The 23,187-nt window shown below is 60.4% G+C and carries 14 protein-coding genes; 13 read left to right on the forward strand and 1 reads right to left on the reverse strand.

The window, feature by feature from the left end; all coding sequences use genetic code 11:
• Positions 1-76: 76 nt before the first annotated feature.
• From AC3DEZ_RS16570 to AC3DEZ_RS16580, 3 genes are all read left to right on the forward strand, one after another.
• On the forward strand, positions 77-1,957 hold the full coding sequence (locus tag AC3DEZ_RS16570) for a glycoside hydrolase family 9 protein (RefSeq protein ID WP_488389202.1): 1,881 nt from the start codon (positions 77-79) through the stop codon (positions 1,955-1,957).
• Positions 1,958-2,256: 299 nt separating this feature from the next.
• Positions 2,257-2,694, forward strand: coding sequence for a DUF4124 domain-containing protein (locus tag AC3DEZ_RS16575; RefSeq protein WP_488389203.1), 438 nt, complete (start codon positions 2,257-2,259; stop codon positions 2,692-2,694).
• A 99-nt stretch (positions 2,695-2,793) separates the two neighbouring features.
• Positions 2,794-2,925 carry a hypothetical protein gene (locus tag AC3DEZ_RS16580; protein WP_488389204.1) on the forward strand — a complete coding sequence of 44 codons (132 nt, stop codon included), beginning with the start codon at positions 2,794-2,796 and terminating at the stop codon, positions 2,923-2,925.
• Positions 2,926-3,006: 81 nt separating this feature from the next.
• Here the strand turns inward: AC3DEZ_RS16580 and AC3DEZ_RS16585 are convergent, their stop codons facing one another.
• Entirely contained in the window at positions 3,007-3,339 is a 333-nt protein-coding gene (locus AC3DEZ_RS16585; RefSeq protein ID WP_488389205.1) for a DUF3653 domain-containing protein, read from the reverse strand.
• Between the two features lie 304 nt (positions 3,340-3,643).
• On the opposite strand from AC3DEZ_RS16585, the gene AC3DEZ_RS16590 reads away from it, so the two are divergent.
• From AC3DEZ_RS16590 to AC3DEZ_RS16635, 10 genes are all read left to right on the forward strand, one after another.
• Positions 3,644-3,898, forward strand: a complete 255-nt coding sequence (locus AC3DEZ_RS16590) for a hypothetical protein (protein WP_488389206.1) — start codon at positions 3,644-3,646, stop codon at positions 3,896-3,898.
• 377 nt (positions 3,899-4,275) lie between these two features.
• A complete protein-coding gene (locus tag AC3DEZ_RS16595) occupies positions 4,276-6,105 on the forward strand; it encodes a transposase (protein ID WP_488389207.1) in 1,830 nt (609 codons plus the stop codon).
• 8 nt (positions 6,106-6,113) lie between these two features.
• Positions 6,114-6,977 (forward strand): TniB family NTP-binding protein, encoded by an 864-nt coding sequence (locus AC3DEZ_RS16600; protein ID WP_488389208.1) that lies wholly within the window; start codon positions 6,114-6,116, stop codon positions 6,975-6,977.
• Between the two features lie 1,299 nt (positions 6,978-8,276).
• Positions 8,277-9,038 (forward strand): SpvB/TcaC N-terminal domain-containing protein, encoded by a 762-nt coding sequence (locus AC3DEZ_RS16605; protein WP_488389209.1) that lies wholly within the window; start codon positions 8,277-8,279, stop codon positions 9,036-9,038.
• Between the two features lie 121 nt (positions 9,039-9,159).
• Positions 9,160-15,639 carry a toxin TcdB middle/N-terminal domain-containing protein gene (locus AC3DEZ_RS16610; protein ID WP_488389210.1) on the forward strand — a complete coding sequence of 2,160 codons (6,480 nt, stop codon included), beginning with the start codon at positions 9,160-9,162 and terminating at the stop codon, positions 15,637-15,639.
• Positions 15,640-15,654: 15 nt separating this feature from the next.
• Entirely contained in the window at positions 15,655-16,125 is a 471-nt protein-coding gene (locus tag AC3DEZ_RS16615) for a hypothetical protein (protein ID WP_488389211.1), read from the forward strand.
• A gap of 308 nt (positions 16,126-16,433) precedes the next feature.
• The gene (locus AC3DEZ_RS16620) at positions 16,434-16,838 is read left to right on the forward strand and encodes a hypothetical protein (protein ID WP_488389212.1); all 405 of its coding nucleotides are present in this window, start codon (positions 16,434-16,436) and stop codon (positions 16,836-16,838) included.
• A 71-nt stretch (positions 16,839-16,909) separates the two neighbouring features.
• Positions 16,910-17,419, forward strand: a complete 510-nt coding sequence (locus AC3DEZ_RS16625) for a hypothetical protein (RefSeq protein WP_488389213.1) — start codon at positions 16,910-16,912, stop codon at positions 17,417-17,419.
• 432 nt (positions 17,420-17,851) lie between these two features.
• Positions 17,852-21,586 (forward strand): hypothetical protein, encoded by a 3,735-nt coding sequence (locus AC3DEZ_RS16630; RefSeq protein ID WP_488389214.1) that lies wholly within the window; start codon positions 17,852-17,854, stop codon positions 21,584-21,586.
• Between the two features lie 1,208 nt (positions 21,587-22,794).
• Positions 22,795-22,965: a hypothetical protein gene (locus AC3DEZ_RS16635; RefSeq protein WP_488389215.1), complete on the forward strand. Its 171-nt coding sequence runs from the start codon at positions 22,795-22,797 to the stop codon at positions 22,963-22,965.
• Positions 22,966-23,187: the final 222 nt, after the last annotated feature.

Genomic DNA, 23,187 nt, shown 5'->3' on the forward strand with positions numbered 1-23,187 from the left:
ATCCATGTGAAATATTTATTGACGACAGCCGACTGCGTGGCTAAGTTGCGACGCTAGTCTATCCGGAACCGTGCCGATGACCCGTTTGCCGCATTCCCGCAAGACCGGACTCCACATGATGGCCGCGCTGGCGATGGCGCTGGTCCCTCTGATGCAGACAGAAGCCGCATCGGCGCAGGCGTCCGCACCGGCGACCACGGTTTCGGTGAGCCTGCCGACCGAGCCGCTGCTGGTTCAGATCAACCAGGTGGCGCTGGAGCGGCGGGGGCCGAAACAGGCCATCGTCGAGTACGCGGGCGACGCCGGGGAGGGCAGCTACACCGTGCTGCGCGATGGCAAGCCGGTCCGGAACGGCGCTTTGCGCCCGTTGCCGCCGTTCGCCGAATGGAGTCCGGGCAAACGCTATTTCAGCGTCGACTTCTCGGATGCCGAGCATGCCGGCCTGTACCAGGTGGACGTGCGCATCGGCAAACAGCATGCGACGTCGGCACCGGTGCAAGTGCGCGATCACGCCGTCTTCGCCACGACCGGCGCGCAACTGCTGGGCTACTTCCATCGCAGCCGCCACACCGATGATGCCGACCGTGATCTGCCCATCTTCCAGACTTCGCGCCGGGTGAATGCATGGGGCGGCTGGCAGGATGCCGGCGGCGACAAGGGCAAATACCTGTCGCACCTGGGCTATGCCAATCATTTCAATCCGCAGCAGGCTTCGATGGCGGCCTGGGTACTCGCCTATGGCGCGCAGGCGCGGAAGACGCTGTTCGCCGCCCACGGCCTGCAGACGCAGATCGAGGACGAGGCGTTCTGGGGCGCGGACTATCTGCACCGCATCCTGGACGCGGAGGGCTACTTCTACACCACGGTGTTCGACCAGTGGGGCACCCCGGGCGCCGTGCGCATGGTCACTGGCTACGAAGGCGCCGCGGGAACCTACACCACCTTGTATCGCTCGGCGTTCCGCGCCGGAGGCGGCATGGCGATCGCGGCGCTCGCGCGCGCTTCGATGCTGGCAAAGCAGACCGGTCGTCACGGCGAATTCAACGGCACGACCTATCTGGCGGATGCACGACGCGCCTACGAGCATCTGCGCGAATTCAACCCGCGGTACTGCGCCGACGGCAAGGAAAACATCATCGATGACTACACCGCGCTGATGGCGTTGGTGGAACTGCACAATGCCACCGGCGAGCAACGTTACCTCGATGATGCGCGCGGACGCGCGGCCAGTCTGATGGCGCGGCAGGCGGCGGATGGCGGTTTCATCAGCGATGGCGGCAGCCGCCCTTATTACCATGCGGCGGAGGCGGGCTTGCCGGTGATCAGTCTGTCCGCCTATGTCGACATCGAGCCGGAACAGGCGCGTCGCCAGCGTGCGCTGGATGTCATCGGGTTGGCGCTGAAACACGAACTGACCGTCACCAACGCGGTCGCCAATCCGTATGGCTACGCCCGCCAACGGTTCCAGTTGACCCAGAACGGGAAGGCCGCGGGAGACGTGCTGGAAGGATTCTTCATCCCGCATCGCAATGAAACCGGCTACTGGTGGCAGGGCGAAAGCGCCCGCCTGGCATCGCTGAGCGCGGCCATGGTCATCGGCGGACGCAAGCTGGCGGAAAACGGTACGGCCGGATATGGCCTGCCCGAAGAACAGGCCCGCTACGCACAGAGCCAACTCGACTGGACGCTGGGCCGCAATCCATACGGCATGTCCATGCTCTACGGCTTTGGCGCGAAGAACCCGCCCACGGTGCTGGAGAGCGCCGGTGAAATGTTCGTGGGCGGCATCTCCAACGGGATCACCGGTGCGGTGGGCAGCGACAGCGGCGCCGGCATCAGCTTCGCGCCGGGCCCGGATTCGGAACAGTGGCGCTGGGTGGAACAATGGATTCCCCATACCACCTGGATGCTGTTCGCGGTCATGGCGATGAGCGAGGACGCCGGCTCGGCACCCTAGGATTCGTGGTCGTGAACGTCAGGTACCGGAAGGGCCGTAGCGCGAGAACATGAACCTGGAGCGTCCGAAGCGCCGTACGGCTCGATTTATAACCCGTACCGGCAGCGAGAGGCCCAGCCGCCGCGCGAGCCGCCACAAGCGCCTGCGGGGCAGGGCGGGTACATGCGCCTGTGGCGATAACATTGCCCGGCGAGGTCACCGACGTGGGCGTGACATCAAATGTCGTGAAAGCGCCGGCCAGTCATTTTTGATTGTCTGGTTGATTGGTATACCCTTCGTTCCTAGGGAAAGGGGATGCCATGTTCAGGATGACCGGAATGCTCTTTTTGCTGGCGGTTGCCACCGCGCAGGCCCAGCAGTTGCACAAGTGCGTGGACGCCAAGGGGCACACCAGTTACCAGTCGGACCCGTGCAATGCGGGCCAGCGCGAGGTCTGGGTACGCGATGCCACGCCCGAGCCACCGCCGACGTATGCGCAGCAGCGCGCCGCGCAGCTTCGTCAGCGGCGGCAGGAAGCTGAGTCTGCTGATTTGAGGCGGATGGCGGGGACGGATTGGACGACGAGCCGGTCCGGGTCTGGTGTCGGTGTTTCGCTGCCGGCATATTCGGGAAAGAATCCCGATGCCTGTCAGGCGGCCAAACAACAGCGCGAATCCACACTCAAGGCGGCGGGTATCAACCGCAATTTCAGCCTGTTGCGCAGTCTTGATGATGCGGTGTGGAACGCCTGCAAATAGGGGTGTAGGGGCAACGTCGCCTACGGCGACGCCTTCCGTCTCTGGCGGTGAGATTTCCGGAGGTCTATGCTGGTTTCGGCTTCATCCGGAGGGCGCGCTATGAAACTGCATGGCAATCAACCGGTGTTGGTCCTGCTGCTGGTCGCCGCGGCTGTCGTGGCGGTACTGGCCATACTCTGGTATTTCACGCCGGTAACGTCTCGGGTCGAGGGGTTGGAGCTTTTGTCCTGACCGGTGGCCACAGACATCCTGCCGATAGAACAGTCCTGACAACTGCAGGGGTGTAGGGGCAGCGCCCCTACGGTGACGCCTTCAACCGGCGCGGGTTCCGAAGCGTTGGGCCTGCCAGTCGGCCAGGTCTACGACGATGACCTTCACCATCTGCTGCCGAACCGCCTTTCGTGACGCGTTCCGATTGCGGGCGGCGGTCAGTCGTTCCTCTTGCTGGAGACACCACAGGACGCCTTTCATGCGTTCCGGACTGATGCGGTCACCCGCTGGCGACACCAGCCAGTGACCGCGTTGTTTCCAGCCCAGCCAGTCGGCGGTCAGGTCGTTATGTCCGTTGACGACGCGGGCGTAGTGCGCCAGCGCGCACGGGTTGGGTTGGGTGCGGTCCTCGGGCCAGCACGGGGGACGGTTCATAGGCATAGGGCCTCCATGGCTTGGGAATCGTCCCGGTTTCCCTGCAACAGCCGGTCCAGCACCAGCCGCAGCAGGGACCAGTAGTACCGCCAGTGTCAGTGAGCTTAAATTGTGCGCACGGGAAAAATGTATTATTTTCAACGGTTTAAGAAGTTCGAATCGGGGCATCAAGCACCAAGACGCAGCAGCAGACACGAACTCAGAATAGGACCCAACTCCGGGACACGATCTAGGGCGAACATATTTCTCACTTTCCGGTCATCCTCCCATTCGCTGACAATGACACTTTGACTGGAGGCGAGACATGGCCGATGAGAATGAGCTGCCGTCGGCAGGTTACGACCCCGCGAACTTGCGCGTGCTTGAGGGGCTCGAGCCACCAAGAGTCCGCGGAGCAACGATCATCAATGGCGCCAATCTTTCCAACGCGGAAGTGCAGCATTTGTGCAGCTTGCTGGCAGCCAACAAAGAGCTATGGCAGATCGAAGTGATGGACAAGCATCTTCGAAAGACCGTGGTTTTTCGCGATCAGATGCCACCGGACCGATTGCTGCGCTAGCAATCAGTTGCCAATGAGTTGGCGCCAAGCATTGCTCGACGTTCGAACCAGCGCTTGAGTCCGATATATTTATATCAAACTCCATGTAATTCATGGAGTTGCGTAAGTTTTGTTCAGCTAGATCTCGACCGAAAAAAGGCGTATTAGTGCGTTAGACCAGCCGCACTGGAGCGCTGACGACGCCACCGAAAACGCCGCATACGACTTCCTGAACTGAGCAAACGTGAAAGCCCGAGCGCGCTAACGCCCGGGCTTTCATTGGTAACCGGTTGACGTCCGATTACCACTCAGCCTGCTCCCTTAAATGCCTTGTCGTCAAGAGGAGGGTGTCGTGCGGCCTGCCATTTGCCGGAGGACCCATGGTACAGGCACGAGGAATGAGCAGGAAATCAAGTTCCCGCATCAAGGCGGAGGTTGCCGCCTTTCGACTCGTCGAAGGTGTCCAAGCTGTTCTGGATGGACGTGCGGTTCGCGTCCTTACCGTTTGCAGCCCGCAACGCATACAGGTGCGTATCGAAGGGCTAAGGGAGTTAGTGTGGGCTCGTGCAGAACAGCTCTCAGCGCCCATCGCTCGGCAGGAAAATCGGTCGATCGTCCCCGCTTGCGATGCCAACCCAACTGCAGAAGAACATGCTAGGGCGTGGAGTGATGCACTGGCATCGTTGCCAAGACGACCCTCTGGCAATCAGATCGATGTCGTCGCAGTAAGAATGGGCGTGCACAGGAGAACGGTCGTGAGGAGGTTCGCGCTCTTCTTGACTGACCCAACGCCGACCTCACAGCTAAAAGCGCTGCCCGGTCCGTCCCCGGGCGCGAAGCATCTGCGACCATCCATCGAGGCCATCGTCAACCGCGCCATTCAAGAAGTTTGTTTGAAACGCCCTGGGGGCACGATCGCCGCAGTGCATAGACGAGCATCCGAGCTCTGCAACGAAGCCAAGCTACAGGCGCCCTCTTACAAGGCAGTAAGAAGCAGAGTGCGATCTGTCGACCCAATGATCGCGGTTACCAGGCGTCTCGGGGCTGATCAAGCGTTGACTTTACAGGCACCCGCAGTCCGAGGAATCACTACTCATCGCGCCTTGGAGATGGTGCAGATAGATCATGCTTTGATCGACCTCATTGTGGTCTGCCCCCGAACTCGCTTACCGATAGGTCGTCCATGGATCACGATCGCCATTGACGTACATACTCGTTGCATCGTCGGCTACTACTTGAGCATGGATCCACCGACACAGACCTGCGTTGCACTATGTTTAGCCCATGCCTGTCTTCCAAAAGGCGAATGGCTACAGCGCTTGGGGCTGAATTTGGCGTACCCAATGTTCGGAATATTTGAGAAAGTTAGCTGGGACAATGCAAAAACATTTCGCGCGGACGGAATTCAAGCACAGTGCGAGAGATACGGCATCAAAGTCCATCTTCGACCAGTGAAAAAGCCCCATTACGGCGCCTACATTGAACGATTCATCGGCACGCTGATGGGGCAGATTCATCTCTTGCCTGGCACCACCTTCTCCAATACGCAGCAACGCAAGGACTATGACTCAGAGCGACATGCGGTCATGACCATGAAGGAGTTGGCTTCGTGGATCGGCAACCAGATCGTTGGTGTCTATCACCACACCCGACACCGTGGTCTACAGGGTAGGACTCCATATGAGGCTTGGGAAGCCAGTTGGACTGATTCCACTGGCAAGATCCAAATACCACCAATGATCGCAAACCCAAAGAACTTTCTGGTGGGATTCTTGCCGCAGGAATTGCGTGCGGTCACCCGCGAAGGAATATCCGTCCTTGGACTGAAGTACTGGGACCCTGGAATCTCGCAGCTTGTCAATGATGGGCAACGTCACGCCGTCCACTATCACCAAGGAGATCTATCCAAGGTCTATCTGTATTTTCAAGGGGACTACATTGAAGTGCCGCTGGTGGATCGCTCCCAGGGTCCTTTTTCATTGTATGAGCTGCGTGAAGCGAAGCGAATTATGAGGGATATCTCTCCGGGAGTTATCGGTGAGGAAGCTTTGTTCTCCGCGATGGAGCAGCAACGACAGATCCAAGATGAAGCCGCCGCTACCACTAAACGAGAGCGTCGCAAGCAATCAAGACGACCTGAGTCACCACATCGCTTCCCAGAAAAAAGCTCGGTGGACTACTCAATCCCGACAATGCAAGTCGACTTGGATGAGGCGGAAAATATATGAGCGCGCCCATGCATTTGCATCCCGATGCCGTTCCTCTTCTGACATTGGGGCCGCAGGAGCGCTGCGACATGATGCGTGCTCAGCGATTTGTGCCTTATCCAGCAGGAATGGCTGCGCTTCGTTGGATGCGGCACATGTACGTCAACGAGTTCGGGCGAGACCGCCCACGTAATCTCCATATTATTGCTTCAGCTGGCATGGGAAAGACCAGAATCCTGAAGCATTACTTAGGGCTCCATGGCAAGAGCGAACGAGACGACAATGGCCATCGTGCGATGCCCGTGATATTCGTGGAACTTCGCAACGGCGACTACAAATCGTTATGTGCTGACCTTCTGATGGCCTGCCTATCCGACTTCCGTCCCGTGCGGGTCGCGCAGTACGCGGAACGAGTAGCGGTCATCTTACGACAATGCGGCGTTCGCCAAGCCTTGCTCGATGAGGGCGGTCTCCTCCTGCTTGGCGGAAAGCACACTCAACAGCAAGGGCTTGCGCTGCTAAAGTCAATAACAAATCAAGGGATTACAATCTGCATTGCCACCACAGAGAACATGAAAGCAGTTCTCGCCGCAGATGAGCAGTTGTTCTCCCGCTTCAAGCAACTGCGACTCCCGCTTTGGTCCGAGTCCCAAGAGCTACGTCAGTTCTTGGCGGGAATAGAAGCGCAGCTTCCGTTGCCAGAACCCTCTAATCTAGACCGTGTCGAGGTTATTCGATGGCTCATGTCCAGGGGCCATAGGACCACATCCGGAATCTTGGACTTGATTCGTGATGCCGCAGCTGTAGCCATTATGACCGGCGGTCCATGCATCACGATGGAGCTTCTCCAGGAAGCAGCTTCGGCCGTGATGCCCCCCGGGACATCAGGCTGATGGACTTCTCGGTTCTACCTTACTGGCCAAATCCAGTAGCTGGCGAGAGCAGGCAGTCTTGGTTGCAAGCTGCGAGAAGGTTGCATCCGTTGGAGGATCAAGATTGGCTGGAAGTTGTACGTCCCTCCCATATGGAGCCTGAGCGGCCAGAGCGGGGTACCAAATGGGTGGGGCTTCCAGACCAATTGGGCGACATATCAGAGGTCACTCCTGCATGGCGATTGTCACCAGAACGCAGACATGTATATTGCCCACATTGTCTCACCCGAACTGACAAAGGCGTGCGTTGGCCCACTCTCATTGCCTGGCTCGATGCTCGTCAGCTGCAATGTCTAAAACACGGATGCGCGCTGCACTATCTCGACCCTGCTATAGGGTCGGACCCAGGCCACCTCAATTGCTTGGCCAACCCTGAGCTGCTAGATCTGTACGACTGGACTCGACAATGGGTGAGGCTTGATGACTGCTCATTGGCCTTGGCGATACTGGAGCGCCAATGGCGCCGGGACCTTGTGCGTCTGATGTCTCGAAACTGGGTTCATGTGAGGTCTCACTCGACGGGTAGTTTGGGGGCCATGGAGCTCTGGCTAATGGGATGGTATGGACAGGAGAGGTGCGGTGCCCTCGATCCAGGCCAGCCAGGCAGATTAGGAGAACTTTCCCCACCCGAGCGACTCGGTAGCCTGCTGCTGGCCTATAGGGCTTGGCGCGGTTTCCAGGGTGAGGATGTAACTATTCCGACGCTGCCAAGAGTGGCTTGGCTGTGGCTATCGCGAAGGTGGGAGCGGAGACTGGTCGGGCTTCAGCTAAGGAAGTTTCGTGCCTTTACCAAGATGATGATCTCCAGGAGATAGGCATCCGCGCTGCTAAGCGTCGGGGCTATGACGACGCGACGCGACTGAAAGTCGCACCATCTGACTCTTCTCGACCCTTGCCACAGGCTTGACTGCTAACCGATTTGGCAGTGTTATCGCGGTATGAAACGGCAACAAATTGGTATTCAGCGTCAAACACGCCGTACCATCATCAAAGCGACTGGAGCAGCGCGCCGAACGCGCTGGACGCTGCGACGGTTCCTGATGCGTCGCCAATACGAGATTGCCGGAAATTTGTACAAATTCCGTTAAAATTGATCGTCGGGCTGGAGGTGATGATACTGCGGCGGCGACCTCACCACGCGTTGAGGATCGCAATCTGCAACTCCGGTGGGGACCGGTCGCAGTCGGGCTTCGCAAGGGTTGTCGTCGCTACGGTGGTTAACCGCGCGGTGGAGTCTCTGGCGCGGAAATGGAGTTCCGCATGTCCGATCAGACTGCCCGTCGTCTTTCCGTCAGTGCGTCCGCCCTATTGCTGCTGGTGGCCGGCCTTCTCCTGACGCCGCTGAGCCTCTTCGTCTTCGAGGTGGTCGCGCAGGTCACCGGGGGTGGTCTGCCGCCACGCGTGTTGGCGAATCCCGACCCGTTGTCCGATGCGGTATCCGCCACAGGCGCGGAGTTTCGCGTCGATGAATCCGGCGCAGCGACCTACACCGTGCCGCTGTATACGGTGCCGGGTACCGCAGGTGTGACCCCGCAGCTGTCGCTGAACTATTCCAGCCAGGGCGGAGCCGGCGCGCTGGGTAAGGGCTGGTCCATTGGCGGGCTATCTTCCATCAGTCGTTGTCGCGCCACGCGTGAGGCCGGTGATTTCCTGGGCGCTTCTACGCCGGACGGGAACCCGCGGCCAGTCAACTTCAGTGCCAGCGATCGCTACTGCCTGGATGGCCAGCGCCTGGTCCCGTCTTCGGCGGCCTGTCCGTCGGCCGGCGGCATGAGCGGGGTGGCGCTGGCTACCGAACTGGATAGCTTCAGCCTACATAGCCTCTGGCGGCACCCAGGGCCCGTCGTTTTTTACGGTCGAGCGCAAGGATGGCTCGATCAGTTGGTACGGCGATCGCGACAGCAACGCGGGCGGCGCCACCCGTCCGGACGGCTACGTCGAGACGACTTCGCCCCTCAATACAGGAGCCGCCATCAGCTGGGCACAAACCCGCTTCCAGGATTCAAGCGGAAGCTACATTGACTACGTCTACGATGAGAATCCCTCCGGCGCCGGTACCGGTGAACATCACATCCGCGAGGTTCGTTACACCGGCAAGGTCGCGCTTTCGGGCCAGTCCACCGCCAGTGCGCCGTACGCCAAGGTGCAGTTCAACTACAGCACGCTGCCGACAGCGCAATGGAGTCGCGGATACCTTGCAGGTGGCCAGGTCACCACGACCCGACGCCTGGAGAGCATCACCAGCTGCGCCAGCGCCGACGCGGTCTGTCCTTCGGACCAGCAAGCGCGCCACGTCGTGCTGACCTACGCGCCATCCCCCTCGGGTAGCGGCCAGGACACGCTGGTCGGCCTGCAGGAATGTCGCGACAGCAGCGCCGCGGTCTGCTCTGCGGCGACGATGTTCGGTTGGGGTACGGCCACCCATGCGTTCTCGACGTATGAAGCGCCACCGAACCTGACGCTGGCCACCGACCACTTCAAGGGATTCAAGATCGCCGACATCAACGGTGATGGACGCCAGGATCTGGCCGTCCTGTATCTGGCAGGCACCGGCTGCACGGGCGGTAGCTGGGTCATCACGATGCTCGGCACGCTCAATGCCAGTGGGCAGCCGGCTTACGCCAACGCCACCTGGAACTGCGTGCCGGCCAACATCACCGATCGCGGCGATGGCGCCTGGCACCTGTTCGACTACAACGGAGACGGTCTGGACGATTTGTTCGTCTCCAGTGTCATCGGTCAGGGCTGGCGCGTGCATCCGTCCAATGGCGTGCATTTCGACATGGCCACCAACCTGATTGCGGGTTTGTCGCCCGCTGTGCCTTCCGTCCAGGCCGTCACCTCGCAGGTGCAGTTGGCGGATATGAACGGCGACGGCCTGACCGACATCGTCTATTTCCGGGACGGCGCGCTCCGTACCCGCGTCATGGAGCGGCAGGCCTCAGCATTCGGATGGGGGAACGAACGGACGACTTCGGTGGATGCGCAATCCCTGGGCGCCCTCATCCCAGGATGTGACGATCCGTCCAATCCGGAAGTTCAAAACTGTGAAATGCAGATTGCCGGAACGCCTACGACCAAGACGGACTTTGTGCAGATGGTCGATTTCGATGGCGATGCGGCCTCGGATCTGATTATCCAGGTCAATGCGCAGGCGGAGCTATGGACAGGCGGTCCGGGTTGTGAGCTTTCCGCCCTGTCCCAACGCCGCGCCAGCGCCGCATCCAACGGGCTGGTAAGCCGTTACCAGGACCCCGACCAACCTGAGAACCAACTGCTCGCGGACCCCTGTTGGGAACGCGTCCAGTCCAAGGGGCTGTATTCCATGGTGGTCAAGGAGCAGACGCCCAGCGCGATTTTGTTGGCCAAGCATGGTTATGTTGCCAACGCCAATAGCGCTGAATACTCCATCGTCCTGACGGACATCAATGGAGATGGTCTGTCCGACCGCGTGGTGCGGACTTCCTCCTCGGGTGACTGGACGTACGCGATCAATACCGGTCGCGGCTTCACAGCGCAGACGGTCCTGCCGCTGACTGAGTTCAAGGACCAGGCCAGGTTCGTGGATGTCACCGGCGATGGCCGGGCCGACTTGCTGTATCTGGTCAACTACGGCAGCTTCAAGGGCTATGCGGTGCGCAAGGCGCTGCCCGACGGCACGTTTGCCGCCGGGACCGCACTTCCTGGCGGCAATGCGCGGTTGTGCCAAGGCAGTGGATGTGACCAGAACAAGCACGTTCCTATCTTCGGGGACGTGGATGGCGACGGCAACATGGATTTCCAGACGCTGAGCTTCGCGGGAACTACCGTAGGCACCGCGTTTTCCCGGGGTCCCCAGGCGTTCCAGCCGCGTGATGTCATCACCAGCTTCACCAACGGTCTGGGCGCCACGACGCAGGTCCAATACGTCCCGCTGACCAACAACGCGGTGTACCGACGCGCCAGTGGGTCGCGCAACAGCTTGAACTGGGGCCGGGGCGCCCCGGTGCAGGACGTCCTGGCATCCAGCTACGTCGTGGCCCGCGTGTCCAGCAGCGCGCCGCGCGCGGCCGATGCGACGGCGAAGGCCAATCTCTATTACCGCTACGCCAATGCGCGCGTGCAGGCGGGCGGGCGGGGTTTCCTGGGCTTTGGCATTCTGGAGACCATCGACCCGAACCAGACCGGCGGACACGTCGTCACCACCACGACCTACGCGCAGAACTTCCCGTTCACCGGGCTGCCGCTGCAGACGATGAAGAAGGCCATCGGCGCGGCCTATGCGGCGCCGGCCTGCCTTGGCGCGGTGACCAATGCCTGTTTCAGCGGGCCCGGTGCCACGCATCCGGACTTGGGCGGGCAGTGGTTTTCCAGCAGCGTGCAAAGCTGGGAAATGGCCGGTGCGCTGACGAGTCAGACGCCCATCCACGTGCGCACCCAGGGCACTGAGGAAACGCTGCGCGATCCGTACACCGGCGCCGTCACCAGCAAAATCGCCACGGCCTTCAGCTATGGCAGTTACGGCAATGTCACCCAGACCGTGGCCGATACCTACACCGGCGCCAGCACACTGACGGCCACGCAAATCACCCAGAATACCTACAGCGACAACGCCAGCACCTGGCGGCTGGGCCGCCTGACCGCGAGCACCGTCACCCATCGTCGCCCGGGCTATCCGGACGTCGTGCGTACTGCTGGCTTCAGCTACGCCATGGGCGGAGCCGGTACCGGTCTGCTGACCGAAGAGCGTACGCAGCCCGGCGGGGCTGCCGACCAGGCTTCGGCCACCGCTTATGCCCTGGACGACTACGGCAACCGCCTGCAGTCCGTGGTCTGCGCCGCGCCGGCAACCGGGTGCTCTGCCAGCGGGCAGGTCTTCCGACCTTCCTCGCTCGATGCGCTGCGCCGATACTCGCGGGTGGAATTCGACGCGCGGGGCCGCTTCCCCGTGGCCACCTATGCGCCGTTCTGGAACGGAACTGGCGCGGAGGAACGCCGAACCAGCGTCGTCATTGCGCGCAACCTGTTCGGCGACGCCACCGACGTGCGCGACGTCAACAACGTCCGCAGCGTGGCCCTCAAGGGGATACTGGGCCGCGACTACGTCAGCTGGAGCCAGAGCTCTCCATTTTCCTCTCCAGGCAGCGGGGGTGTTACCAGCACGACCACCTACCGCTGGTGCAACAGCGGGCCGGAAGCTGTCGCCTGTCCGGCTGGCGCGGTATTCCGCCAGCAGGTCGCCGCCACGATGGCACCCCGGCAATGGGCGTACTTCGATGTACTGGGGCGCCCCGTCATGAAGGCCACCGAGACTTTCAATGCCGGCGTCAGCGGCCAAGACGTCTCGGCGGTGTGCACCGAGTATGACGGCGTGGGGCGGGTGGCGCGCACCTCCAACCCGTTCTTCCTGTCCGGTACGGCCGGCACCACTGGCCCCGCGGATGTGGCGGGGGTCTGCACCAATGCCAGCCGCGCCTGGACCACCACCCAATACGACCTCCTGGGCCGCCCCACGCTCACACAGGCGCCGGACGGCAGTCAGGTGACGTCGCAGTACGCCGGCTTGGCCACGACCACGCGCGACGCGCGCAACAACCCCACCACGCAGGTGCGTAACGGCAAGGGTGAGGTGGTTTCGACGCAGGATGCCAGCGGCTTCATCACCCAGTTTGCCTACCGGGCCGATGGCAACCTGATCAGCGTGACCCGCGATGCGGGTACCGGGGCTATCACGAACAGCTTCAGCTACGACCTGCTGGGCCGGAAAATCCATCAGGTCGACCCGGACAGCGGCACCACCACTTTCGCCTACAACGCGCTGGGCGAGTTGATAGCCCAGACCGACAACGGCGGGTACCGCACCGAGCGCGAGATTGACGCCCGTGGTCGCACTTGGCGAGTCACCACCAAGCTGGCCAGTGGCACCATCGAAACGCAGTCCACTACGGAATACGACACGGCCGCCGGGAGTAGTGGACAACCCACCTGGGAATCCATTACCGGACAGTACGCGGCCTGGTCGGGGCAGACGGGCACCGGGCTGGAGTATCAGCGCCATTTTGGTTACGACACGATGGGCCGCCCGACCAGCAACGGGGTCATCGTCGAGGAGGGCATGTTTGGCTCCGAGGTGCAGTACGACGAACTGGGACGGCCCTGGAAATCGCGCGACGCCAGCGGCCTGTGGAGCAAGACCGAGTTCGGCGCACGAGGGGCGGTGGCCACCTGCGCCAGCGATGGCATGGACAGCCATCCGGCCTGTACCAGTCCCGTGGATACCTATACGCGCACGCTGGCCACCGATGCCTGGGGCAACGTGGTCCGGGACATCCGGGGCGGGCAGGCCAACCTGGAAGTGCGCCGGCAGCACCATGCGTTGACCGGCCGGCTTACCGAAATCTGCGCCGGCAACACCAACTGCAACCTGGTGAAAGAAGCCTACGTATGGGATGCCGCCGGCAATCTGGCTTCGCACCAGAAGGAAGGCCGCTACCTGGAGCAGTTCACCTACGACAGCCTGAACCGGGTGACCGAAGGTCGGCTGACGATGGCCAACGGCGCCACCGTCAACCAGGTGCTGCTGGCCAATGCCTACGATGCACTCGGCAACGTGTGCAGCAAGGATGGATTGGGTTATGCCTATCCCGGTGCCGACGGATGCGTGGGCGCGTTGCCGATGGGGCAGGCCGCCGGCATCCCGGTCCTGACCGCCCAGGCCATGTCAATCCCGCAACCCACGCAAGCGAGCGCGCAGCAACCCAGTGCACTCCCTTATGCGTCGGGCGCCACCGGCATGGTCACCCAAGCCGCCGTGTCCTCCATCGCCAACAGTCCGCATGCGGTGAACCAGGTCGGGGCAGGCGCGTCCGCCACGTACTACCACTACGACGAACGCGGTAACCAGACCCTGCGCGATGCCCCGGGCACCGGTAACGATCGCACCATTCGCTACACAGCTGACAGCCGTGCGCATGAAATCCAGATGGGCAGCGGGCAAATCACGCGGTTCTGGTACGGGCCGGATGGTCAGCGCTTCAAGCGTACCGATGGCGCCACCACCACGCTCTACATCGGTGGCGTGGAAATCCTCATCCAAAACGGAGTGCAGACAAGCGCCCGCCGCTACGCGGCCGGCGTGGCTCTGCAGACGGTCGTGAACAATGTGGCGCAGAGCACGCGCTACCTGTTCCACGACCATCTCGGCAGCCTGGTGCGTATCGCCAACCCAAACGGCGCCGTGGCCGAGGCACTGGACTATGCCACCTTCGGTGCACGCCGCACCTATGGCAATCCCGCCGGTACCGGCAGCGCCTCCAACTACACGCCACGCGGCTACACCGGGCATGAATATGTGGATGGTGCGCAAGTCACGCACATGAACGGGCGCATCTACGACAACCAACTGGCCCGCTTCCTGCAGCCGGACCCGGTGGTGCAGGCACCGAGCAACGGCCAGAGCTGGAACGCCTATACCTATGTGTTCAACAACCCGCTGGCCTATACCGACCCCACCGGTCAGTTCGGCATCCTGGGTGGCCTGGCACTGGGCTGGTTCATGCACAACAACGTCCACAAGGGGCTGATTCGCGGCGCGATGCGATCACTGGGGCCCAATGCCACGGGTTTGGCGGTGGGCGTCGGCTGCAGCTTCGCCGGACCCTGGGGCATCTTGTGCGCGGCAGGGGGCAGCTACGACGCGGCCCGCGCGTTCGGAGCCTCTTCGAAGGAGGCACGTCAGGCCGCGGTCGCGGGCGCGTTCACGGCGGCGGTGGGGTATGGCCTGAACGTGAAGTACGGCGGCCAGGTCACCTACGGGCGGGTAGCCATCAGCGCGCTGGCCGGTGGCATCGCGTCGGAGATCCAGGGCGGTAAGTTCGGCAACGGCTTCGTCGCGGCGGGGCTGACGACGGCGGTGATGCCACAAGTGGGTTACATCGACAATGATTTTGGTCGTACTGTCATGGGAGCCATCATTGGAGGCACAATCTCGGAGGCCACCGGCGGGAAGTTCGTCAATGGGGCGATCAGTGGCGCCATCCAGGCCGCAATGATGGGCCGCCCTCCCCAAAGCGAAATACTGGATGACGGCGGCGTTCACGACGAAGGAAATCCCGCACTCGCTAGAGAAACGGAGGATCTGGTCAACAATGCCATGCTCAAGAGCGGGGTATTCAAGCACGGAGGCTATGGCACTGAACAAGAGGCCGCCGATGCCTGGTGGAACGCCATCAAGCGAATTCCACTAAGGGCCGAGGTAGGCGTTCTGATTTCCGTGAAAGACGGGAGGTACTACTTGGGAACTGCATTCAGCAAAGGCGCATATTCCAATGTCAATGGACTAATCTCAGACGGTTACGTGGCTGCCGGAACAAGCGTTACTGCTTTTGCTCATACTCACCCGTTCAACCCCAATCTTTCTGGCGGACACTTCGGGTTCCAACTGGGGAACTTCGATGATGGCCGCCCCATGGGGTGGGACTACTACGGAGACATGAGGGCTGCGTATGAATCCCAACTCAACGCATACGCCTTCCATTCGACCGGAAGTGACTACTTTAACTACTCGCAGTATGTTTCGCTGCAGCGAGCTCAGCCAACGGTTAGGGTGCCACTGTGCTCTGCAGCGAGCATGGGTTGCAGGTGAAACCAAGGAATCCACATGAAGCTGAACATTTTCCCATTTGCAGGAATGCTGATCGCGATGAGTCTAATCGGGTGCAAGCCGCGGCAAATTGAATCCCCCGCCAATCCGGTCGCGCAGAAGGTCGACATACGCTGCACGGTGCATGGCGGCTTTAAAGAGCGGGTATGCGCAACGTCCACAATGGCCGTGATCTCCAATCCAAGCAAGTATTTCGGACTGACGATTGCTGCGCGCGGTTTTTTGGCTGACGTTAATGGTGAAAAGTTGTTGTTTTTAACCAAGGATGCTGCCCTAATCAAAGACATTTCATCTGCAATCTTATGCGACGACTCGAAACATCCACTTCAGGGTGAAGTTGGTGGCTACGTCACGCTCTATGGCAAATTCTCCAAGGCGCCAGATTCAAACTATTTGTTCGTTCCCGCTGGCAAGATGGTGGTAGATAAATCCCAGGATTCCTACGTTCAGCGGAAAGAAGAATCGTAAGGATTGCATTGATCGGCCAGATCCGGCGCGATGCCGATAGGGGTGAACGAGAGCACAGGCGTGAGGGATGCCGAATTCTGGCCCAAATATGTCCCGCCGAATCCCGAGATTAGGGATGTTTATCGGGGGTGGGGGGCGACTGGTTACACAGCGGCTTGTTGGCCGGATCCAGCGATCCCAAGATCGAGCGGTATCAAGTGGGGTGGTCGACCATACTGTGCGCTGTGGATATGTCGTATAACCAGGCCCCGGGATCCGGCTATTGGACAATTGGGCGACATTGTTCGATTCATGCAAAGGGGAAAATCATGAAGCGCACTCTCACCGGCAGTGATGGCAAAGCGATCGTCATTCCAGATGGCTGGCACGGGCTCCAAGGCAGCGATGGGCGCATGGTTCCAATTCCGCCCGGTGGTCGTGGGCTGCAAGGCAGCGATGGCCGGATGGTGGCTATTCCTGAGGGTGGTCGGGGGCTTCAAGGGAGCGATGGGCGCATGGCTGCAATCAGAACGGGCGCTCGGGGGTTGCAAGGCAGTGATGGACGCATGGTCGAGATACCTGCCGGCGGTCGTGGCCTACAAGGTTCGGACGGTCGCATGGTCGCAATTCGTCAAGGCTACCGCGGTGTTCAAGGATCAGACGGTCGTATGGTCGGCATCGCTCCCGGCAAGCATGCGGTTCAAGATGCTCGTGGCCGCATGCGTGCAAAGTAGGCCGTCACCTAACGATTCATTCTAGCCGAACCCGCTTGCGGGTCAGCGAAATTCAGGCGTGAGGACTCACCATGTTCAATCGTTGGCGTCAACGATCCGTAGCACTTTCACCCTATCTCGCAGACCCGAATAGGCTTGGCGATGTCATCGCTGCGATTCAAGCGATGGCCGTCTATAAGTTCTACAAGCTTCCTTTCTCAGGCTGGGCTGATCGCATTTCCGCGGATGAAAAACAAGCCGAGAAATGGCGAGCCGTCTTTCTTCAACACCCAGAGTTCTTTCGCCTGGACTCAGCGAGAGAAAGGGCTTCCCTAGTGTGGCGGAGGCAGTTCCCGAAGCGATTTGACGTAGATGCGGAGCGCGTGCTTTCGACCACTGAGTACGCTGCACTGATGCCTGACCAGAAATCTAGAGTGTCTAGAACTCCATTGACTCCTGGCGACATCAAGGCGCTCGTAGATACCGCCGTGAACCTTCACTCTCGGGCCCTTGAACACCAAAAGGACAAGCGGTGGTGGATAGCTCTCGCTAGTGCCAGTGGAGGCCTTATTGGAGCAGTTATTGGTGCGCTGCTCAAGTGATACAGAGTTCGAAGAACTCAAGCAGGCCAAACTCGCTTCGCGGGTCGGCTAGTTTTAGGCGTTCGATGACCGCTTCTGGCCGATAGCCGACCTCGGGGTGGGGCACCGGATTAGGAAGATTTATCGCGGGTAGTGCCTCCTGTCGATGTGTTTCTACGATGTCGTGTCAACCAGCGTGAGTTCGGCCCGTAAGGATCTAAGCAATTCAGCCTGATCGACGGGACTTCGCCCGGTGGCGAACAGCCCTTCGTTAATGTCAACGCGCTGGATGCTAGACCGCTATTGCGAGAACAGCGTCCGACTGCAGCGATCGCTAGTAAGCCGTGCATGGACGGATGTGATAAATTTCCGTTTGCTGCTGGCTTGGAGTGATTGCTTCGGCGAGTCGAATCGACGACAGTTCTGACTGAACGAATAAGGACAACGGCATCCATGTCCAAGCGAAAACCCAAAAGAAAGTCTCATCGACGCACGTTTCAGACGCCAAAGCGCCCGCTAAGCGATATGGAGAAGGCGCTGAATCGCAGCATTGAGGCCATTCGCGCTCACCTGACCGAAATTAACGCGATCGACGCATACCTTGCGCTGCTCATCGCCGAATTGTGGCTTCCCAACCTGTCGGCACAGACCCGTCAGGCCTTGGCGCTGTCTGTCTTCGTCTCCGTAAAGGCGCCCGTCCTTGGCGATCGCCGCCTGACAACGTATGCGCAATTCAGCGATTTCATCAGGCGCTTGCACGAGCTGTTGCCCACATTTCCGATGACGGACGACTACGTGCCCGAGTTGGACTGGGGACAGGTGCGCTTCGTCTTTGAAGGAAAGAGCTATCGCCTGATGTACGGCGGCGCTTTCGAGCGCATACCGGATTTCATCGACGCTTTTCGCCTCACAAGAGCCGGAGGCGCAGCGGGGCACTACGACATGCGTGCGGTGCTAGCACTGCAGGATCATTTGCTGGAAAACATTGCGCAATCCGACGAGGTCAGCGGCCTTGATTCCGGCCATCTCGAAGTTCCGCCAGAAGAGTTCTGGACGAAGGCCCGACAGGTCTTGCAGGCGATTCCAGACATGACGGCCGGGCTGGCCGTTAGCCCTGCACTGGTCGCGCGCCCCGGAGCCATCCCGCCGCTGGACGCTGCTACTTTCACGACTAAGTTCATGACGGGCAAGCTGCTGCCCTTCGCCTGGCTTGATTTGGATGGCAAGCGCTTCCCGCTCAGCCCGCGATGTCTATGCGCCGTGGTGATTCAGCACTGGGAAGAGCGCGACGCCCGGTCTAGCGGACAGTTAGAGCGAGACACATCGACGCAAACCGCTCGCTTCCTCGATGCGCGCTTTCCACCTGCGGACATGATCCCTGGCCCATTGCGCGTGTCGCTTCGTCATCCGAAACTGACCGATCTTCAGGTCGGCGCGTTGCTCAGCACCCGAAAAGCGCTTTGGGTCGTGGTCCTGGTGGATGTTCGGCGTACGAAAGACTTGCTTGTGGCCGAGCAGCGGCTTCGCGCCTTGATCGAGGAAGATGGCGGCTTGGTAGCGCAGGACCTGGCCACCGGTCAGATCCTGCACATACCGCTTCAGGGGCGCTCACCAGATTCTGTGCGTGTGCTGGCGGTCATTGTCGCACCCATCACTGGTGGCGCCTCCGTCACGCTTCCGCATGCGTCCAACATCAGGACGTTGCTCCTCGTGGACTTGGTCTCGATCGTGGAGTCGGTCGAGCGATCGCAAGATCTTGACGACTACTTCGCCTTCGTCGATGCCAATGAGGAGTCGGCCTCGCCGTTCACCGGGCCGATGGATCACTTCGCAGCGTACCGACAGTCGCACGGCGTACTTATCGGTGGTGCGGTCCGCCCAACCATGATTATGCTCGACCCGCACGGCGGGTCCAATTTTCGGTTTGAAGCGCTTCGAGAATTCTGGGCCTCGGCGCCGCGTCAGTTTCCTGATGACCACCCCACCACATGGTCGGTGAAGCCCACCGACAAGACCTTGCATCAACTGACCAATCGCGGTCGACCGCTGCTGTCGTGGAGCGCCGATGGGGCGGTGCCCACCTTGCATTTCTTGCTCGATGTCGACGCCCAGGAGCTGGAAGTTCGGCACGGCAGTTTGTTGGAGTTGTTCATCCATTGCGTGGCGGACGCGTGGAATGAGCGGGCTGACTTGTTTCCGGCGGATCTGTTCACGCACCAGCGAATCGTGACTCATTGCCGCGCCAACCTGAAGTGCCTACCCGCGGAAAGTGGCAGCGGGCCGTCGACCGAGCCGCTGCTCACCGCGTGGCGAATCTGCGAGTGCAATGTCGACTCGCTGGTGCTGGAAGTCGAGGTAGATCTGTCCCAGGTTGCCGCGGACCTAGAGGATGCCTCTGATGCGCGGTTCGAGGCCTTTTGCGCCGGCGAATGGCTCCGAGGCACGTGCACGGTGATTGGCATAGCACTGGACGAGAAGGTCTTGCGAGGGCTGGCGGCGACGGCGGAGAGAACGCCGCGCTTCACGCTCTCGCACCGGGAGCGAACCGTTGACGTGCCCGATCGTCCTAATCCGATCTCGGCCGATCTGGAGCACTTCAAACTTGCCCGGCGCGATCTGGCGATGGAGTTCAAGTCCGAGGGAGTCGCGCCGGGGCGCTACGAACTCAAGCCGGCCAAAGCGGTGATTGACAAGATTCGCGATCGCTATCGGTCGTTGGTGCACGAACACATCCGCCAGTTTGATCAGCACGCTCTCGTCCGCCTGGCGGTAGAGCAGTTCGATCATCTGGTGGCTGAGTACGATCGCCAAAGCACGCGGCTTCGCATGAGCCTGACGCATGAAGTCGATTTCGACCGCACCCAGGAGCAGGCCAAGACGCACGAAGAGTTCATTCGGGCGACTCGGAACGTACGCTACCTGCTCGAGCTTGGCTACAGCCGCGGCGTATCGGGCGGTACGATACCCACCGTTGATGAATGGAAAGCGTTGGTTGCGCAGGCGGATTGGCTGCTGGTGCTGTATGGGGCGAGCGACACCCTGCATAACGAGCTGGAGGTGGGCGGCGTCGACGTTGACAGCGACTTCATCCCTGAAGTCTTCTACGAAGGCGACGACGACCAAGCCTATCAACAGGAAGCCGCGAACGAGCTGCTAGAGCGTGGCGGTGCTGAAGATGGCGTCGCGTCGATGGACGAAGCACAGCGGCAACGTCTCAATGCGGCCTTCGTGAACAGCGTCGGCTTTTCCTTGGCCACACTTTTGCCCGTGTTGGCGGTGCTGGGGCGGTGGGTAAGCGCCAAGGAAGGATTGGTGCCGTTGGCTTGGTCGTACGAGGGGGCCAAGGCGGACGTGCTGGCCACGCTCGTCACGCATTTGCCGCTGCAGGTGCCGCCGGCCGAGGTGGAAGCGGCGCTGGACTTTCTGACGCTGGACCCGAGCCGCGTGTGCCTGCTCGCCGGTCAGGATACGAAAGCGGACGATGTGCCGATCTGGGAGCATCGCAAGCGCGTGCACCGATACGGCATTCGTCCTGTACTGCGGTGCGGACAGGGCCGGTTGTTGTGGGGAGCGGCGGCCGCGCATCGCGCCTTCGGCATCTGGAATGGGACTTTCTCGGACGGCTATCCGCCTGCTGACTTTGGGTATCCCCAGATCGAAAGCGTCGCGGCCTCGATCAAGGCGCACATTGAACAGGATCTGGAACTGCGAGCCGTCGAAGTGTTTGGACGGCATCTTACGTACGTCGAGCACGGCGTCGATTTCCACCGGAGATTCCGGCAAGAAGGCTTTGAGGATGTCGGCGATTTCGACGTGCTGGCCTACGAGCCAGAGAACAACCGGTGGTTTATGGTCGAGTGCAAGTACAACAAGCCGGCATTCTGCATCAAGGACATGCGGCGCCTTCGCGAAGACGTTTTCGGCAAGACCCCGACGACGGGGCAGCTAGCGAAGATGGCGCGTCGACACGCTTTTTTGGAGACCAACGCGGCACGACTGCTCAAGCTATTGAAGTGGCCGACGGGTGCTGCCGCCGAGCAGCGAATAGAGGACTTGTACGTGTGTCCGCGCATCTTTCCTTTCATGCGTCGCACGCCGCGTCCGGTGCCCGTGCAGTTTGTTCGACTCGGCAAGCTCGACGCGCTGTTGCGTAGCTTCGTAGAAAGTGGAGAAGATCCCGGTGACTAGGGTCGGCGCGAGGCCATGTGTCGAACAAAAGGGGAGGGCGGCACTCTCAACTTGCGTCGATCAGCTTCAGCAATTCATCGGAAAAGCCAACGAAATTCGATCTCATTGAACTCAACTAGAAAGATCCCTGACTGCAGAAGTACCCCCTCTCCGGAGGCTATACCGATGCCGTACCAGAAGGCACATCAATCATCTCCTAGCCCAAGTACCAGCACTTCCTGTGTAGGGTAAATGGGCCAGATCCGTCATTGCCCATACCAGTACTAACCCATCGCCTAGGAACTTGTGAAGGGCTGCGTTGGCAGGGCCGTGGGAGGTGCTTCGCTGCACTTCGAATTCCTTCATAAGAGAGTATGGCCGTAGTGCGAAGTACTCTTCCATTTTCCGTGTTCTCTCTCCCGATTCCAAACATTGACACACCAGACGTAGCCGAGGCGGGACCTGAGATCATTCTCTATGTCTGTTGCGGCTCGCCTAGTCACCTGAGTACATGTTGCAATTGGCGTTGGCCATCCTCGAGGTTGGCCCGGGCTCCAGTTCCATAGCCACCATTGCCACGAACCAATCTCTTGCCCACTTGATCGAATGTTAAGTTTGTCCTCACCGGGAATGTACTCCAGCCCGGGGAAACTCGTTGTCGCTAAAGGAAGGTAAGGCGGTCGCTGCAGGAAGTGAAACTGTAAATAGCCTATGCCATCTCCGAGTACAGGCATCACAACTGGCAGGAAGGGGACGGCGTCTCCTTGCGCCTCTATTCGCTTTGGGAGCAGAGCACGCAAGCCATCTCGAGCCGGTGCATACTCGACGTGGGGTTGCCGGTAGAAATTTACGACATGCTGGGCGTTCAGCTCTTTTCGAGTCATTGCCACTGAAAATACTTCAAGCTCGGCATGTTGCAAAGGTGTATCAATGACAGGCAATGAACAATGCATCACCCGGCGCTGTAGTCCACCCTCGATCTGCTGAATCGTCGATCGGACAAGGGCTTCAGGGTCGGCGGCCAGAGTCTCTTGAGTGTGAACTGAAGACGCCCAAGCAGGGGGCGTATGTGGAGCAATGCGCAGGAATATTGGATCCGCTGGCAGCGCGCCTCGCGCGAAATGGCGAGCCGCATCGAGAGGCATCCCCCAATGATCCGCGGCACAGGCAAGTGTGCGTAGGTACGCGGATCGGGCTAGGTGTCCTTTCCGCGTCACGAATTGACCGGCGTGAGCCCGCCCAGTGTCGAGGAAATGGCCCAGATACCCTTCATCAACGTTGCCAACGCGGCGAAGAAGCGCACAGAACTCAAACGCCCATTGGCGCAAGAAGGGGAGACCTGTACGCTCCTCCAATCCTTTGAAGCTCTTGCCGAAAACAGGGGGAATGAACTCACCTGAAGCCAACCTCCGCATTTCCTCATCGAGCTCAAGCAGGTCCGCTACGGGTCCCGAGTGGCAGCCTATCCAAGAAGGCACCAACGTGTGATCGTCCATGACCAACGAGAAAATGAGGTCAGATGCGATCGACGGACTCGGGATCGCTTGGCGCAACCGCTTCACGTAAGCTGGATCTATTGGTGAAACAAAAAGTGTACAAAGCGCCTCGAGACACTCGGACTC

The organism is Pseudoxanthomonas sp. 134C1, from assembly GCF_057773065.1.

Coding starts and splice junctions, on each gene's coding strand:
- AC3DEZ_RS16575 (WP_488389203.1), top strand. CDS start 2,257: ATGTTCAGGATGACCGGAATGCTCTTTTTGCTGGCGGTTGCCACCGCG.
- AC3DEZ_RS16605 (WP_488389209.1), top strand. CDS start 8,277: ATGTCCGATCAGACTGCCCGTCGTCTTTCCGTCAGTGCGTCCGCCCTA.
- AC3DEZ_RS16600 (WP_488389208.1), top strand. CDS start 6,114: ATGCATTTGCATCCCGATGCCGTTCCTCTTCTGACATTGGGGCCGCAG.
- AC3DEZ_RS16620 (WP_488389212.1), top strand. CDS start 16,434: ATGAAGCGCACTCTCACCGGCAGTGATGGCAAAGCGATCGTCATTCCA.
- AC3DEZ_RS16585 (WP_488389205.1), bottom strand. CDS start 3,339: ATGAACCGTCCCCCGTGCTGGCCCGAGGACCGCACCCAACCCAACCCG.
- AC3DEZ_RS16630 (WP_488389214.1), top strand. CDS start 17,852: ATGTCCAAGCGAAAACCCAAAAGAAAGTCTCATCGACGCACGTTTCAG.
- AC3DEZ_RS16595 (WP_488389207.1), top strand. CDS start 4,276: ATGAGCAGGAAATCAAGTTCCCGCATCAAGGCGGAGGTTGCCGCCTTT.
- AC3DEZ_RS16590 (WP_488389206.1), top strand. CDS start 3,644: ATGGCCGATGAGAATGAGCTGCCGTCGGCAGGTTACGACCCCGCGAAC.
- AC3DEZ_RS16615 (WP_488389211.1), top strand. CDS start 15,655: ATGAAGCTGAACATTTTCCCATTTGCAGGAATGCTGATCGCGATGAGT.
- AC3DEZ_RS16570 (WP_488389202.1), top strand. CDS start 77: ATGACCCGTTTGCCGCATTCCCGCAAGACCGGACTCCACATGATGGCC.
- AC3DEZ_RS16580 (WP_488389204.1), top strand. CDS start 2,794: ATGAAACTGCATGGCAATCAACCGGTGTTGGTCCTGCTGCTGGTCGCC.
- AC3DEZ_RS16625 (WP_488389213.1), top strand. CDS start 16,910: ATGTTCAATCGTTGGCGTCAACGATCCGTAGCACTTTCACCCTATCTC.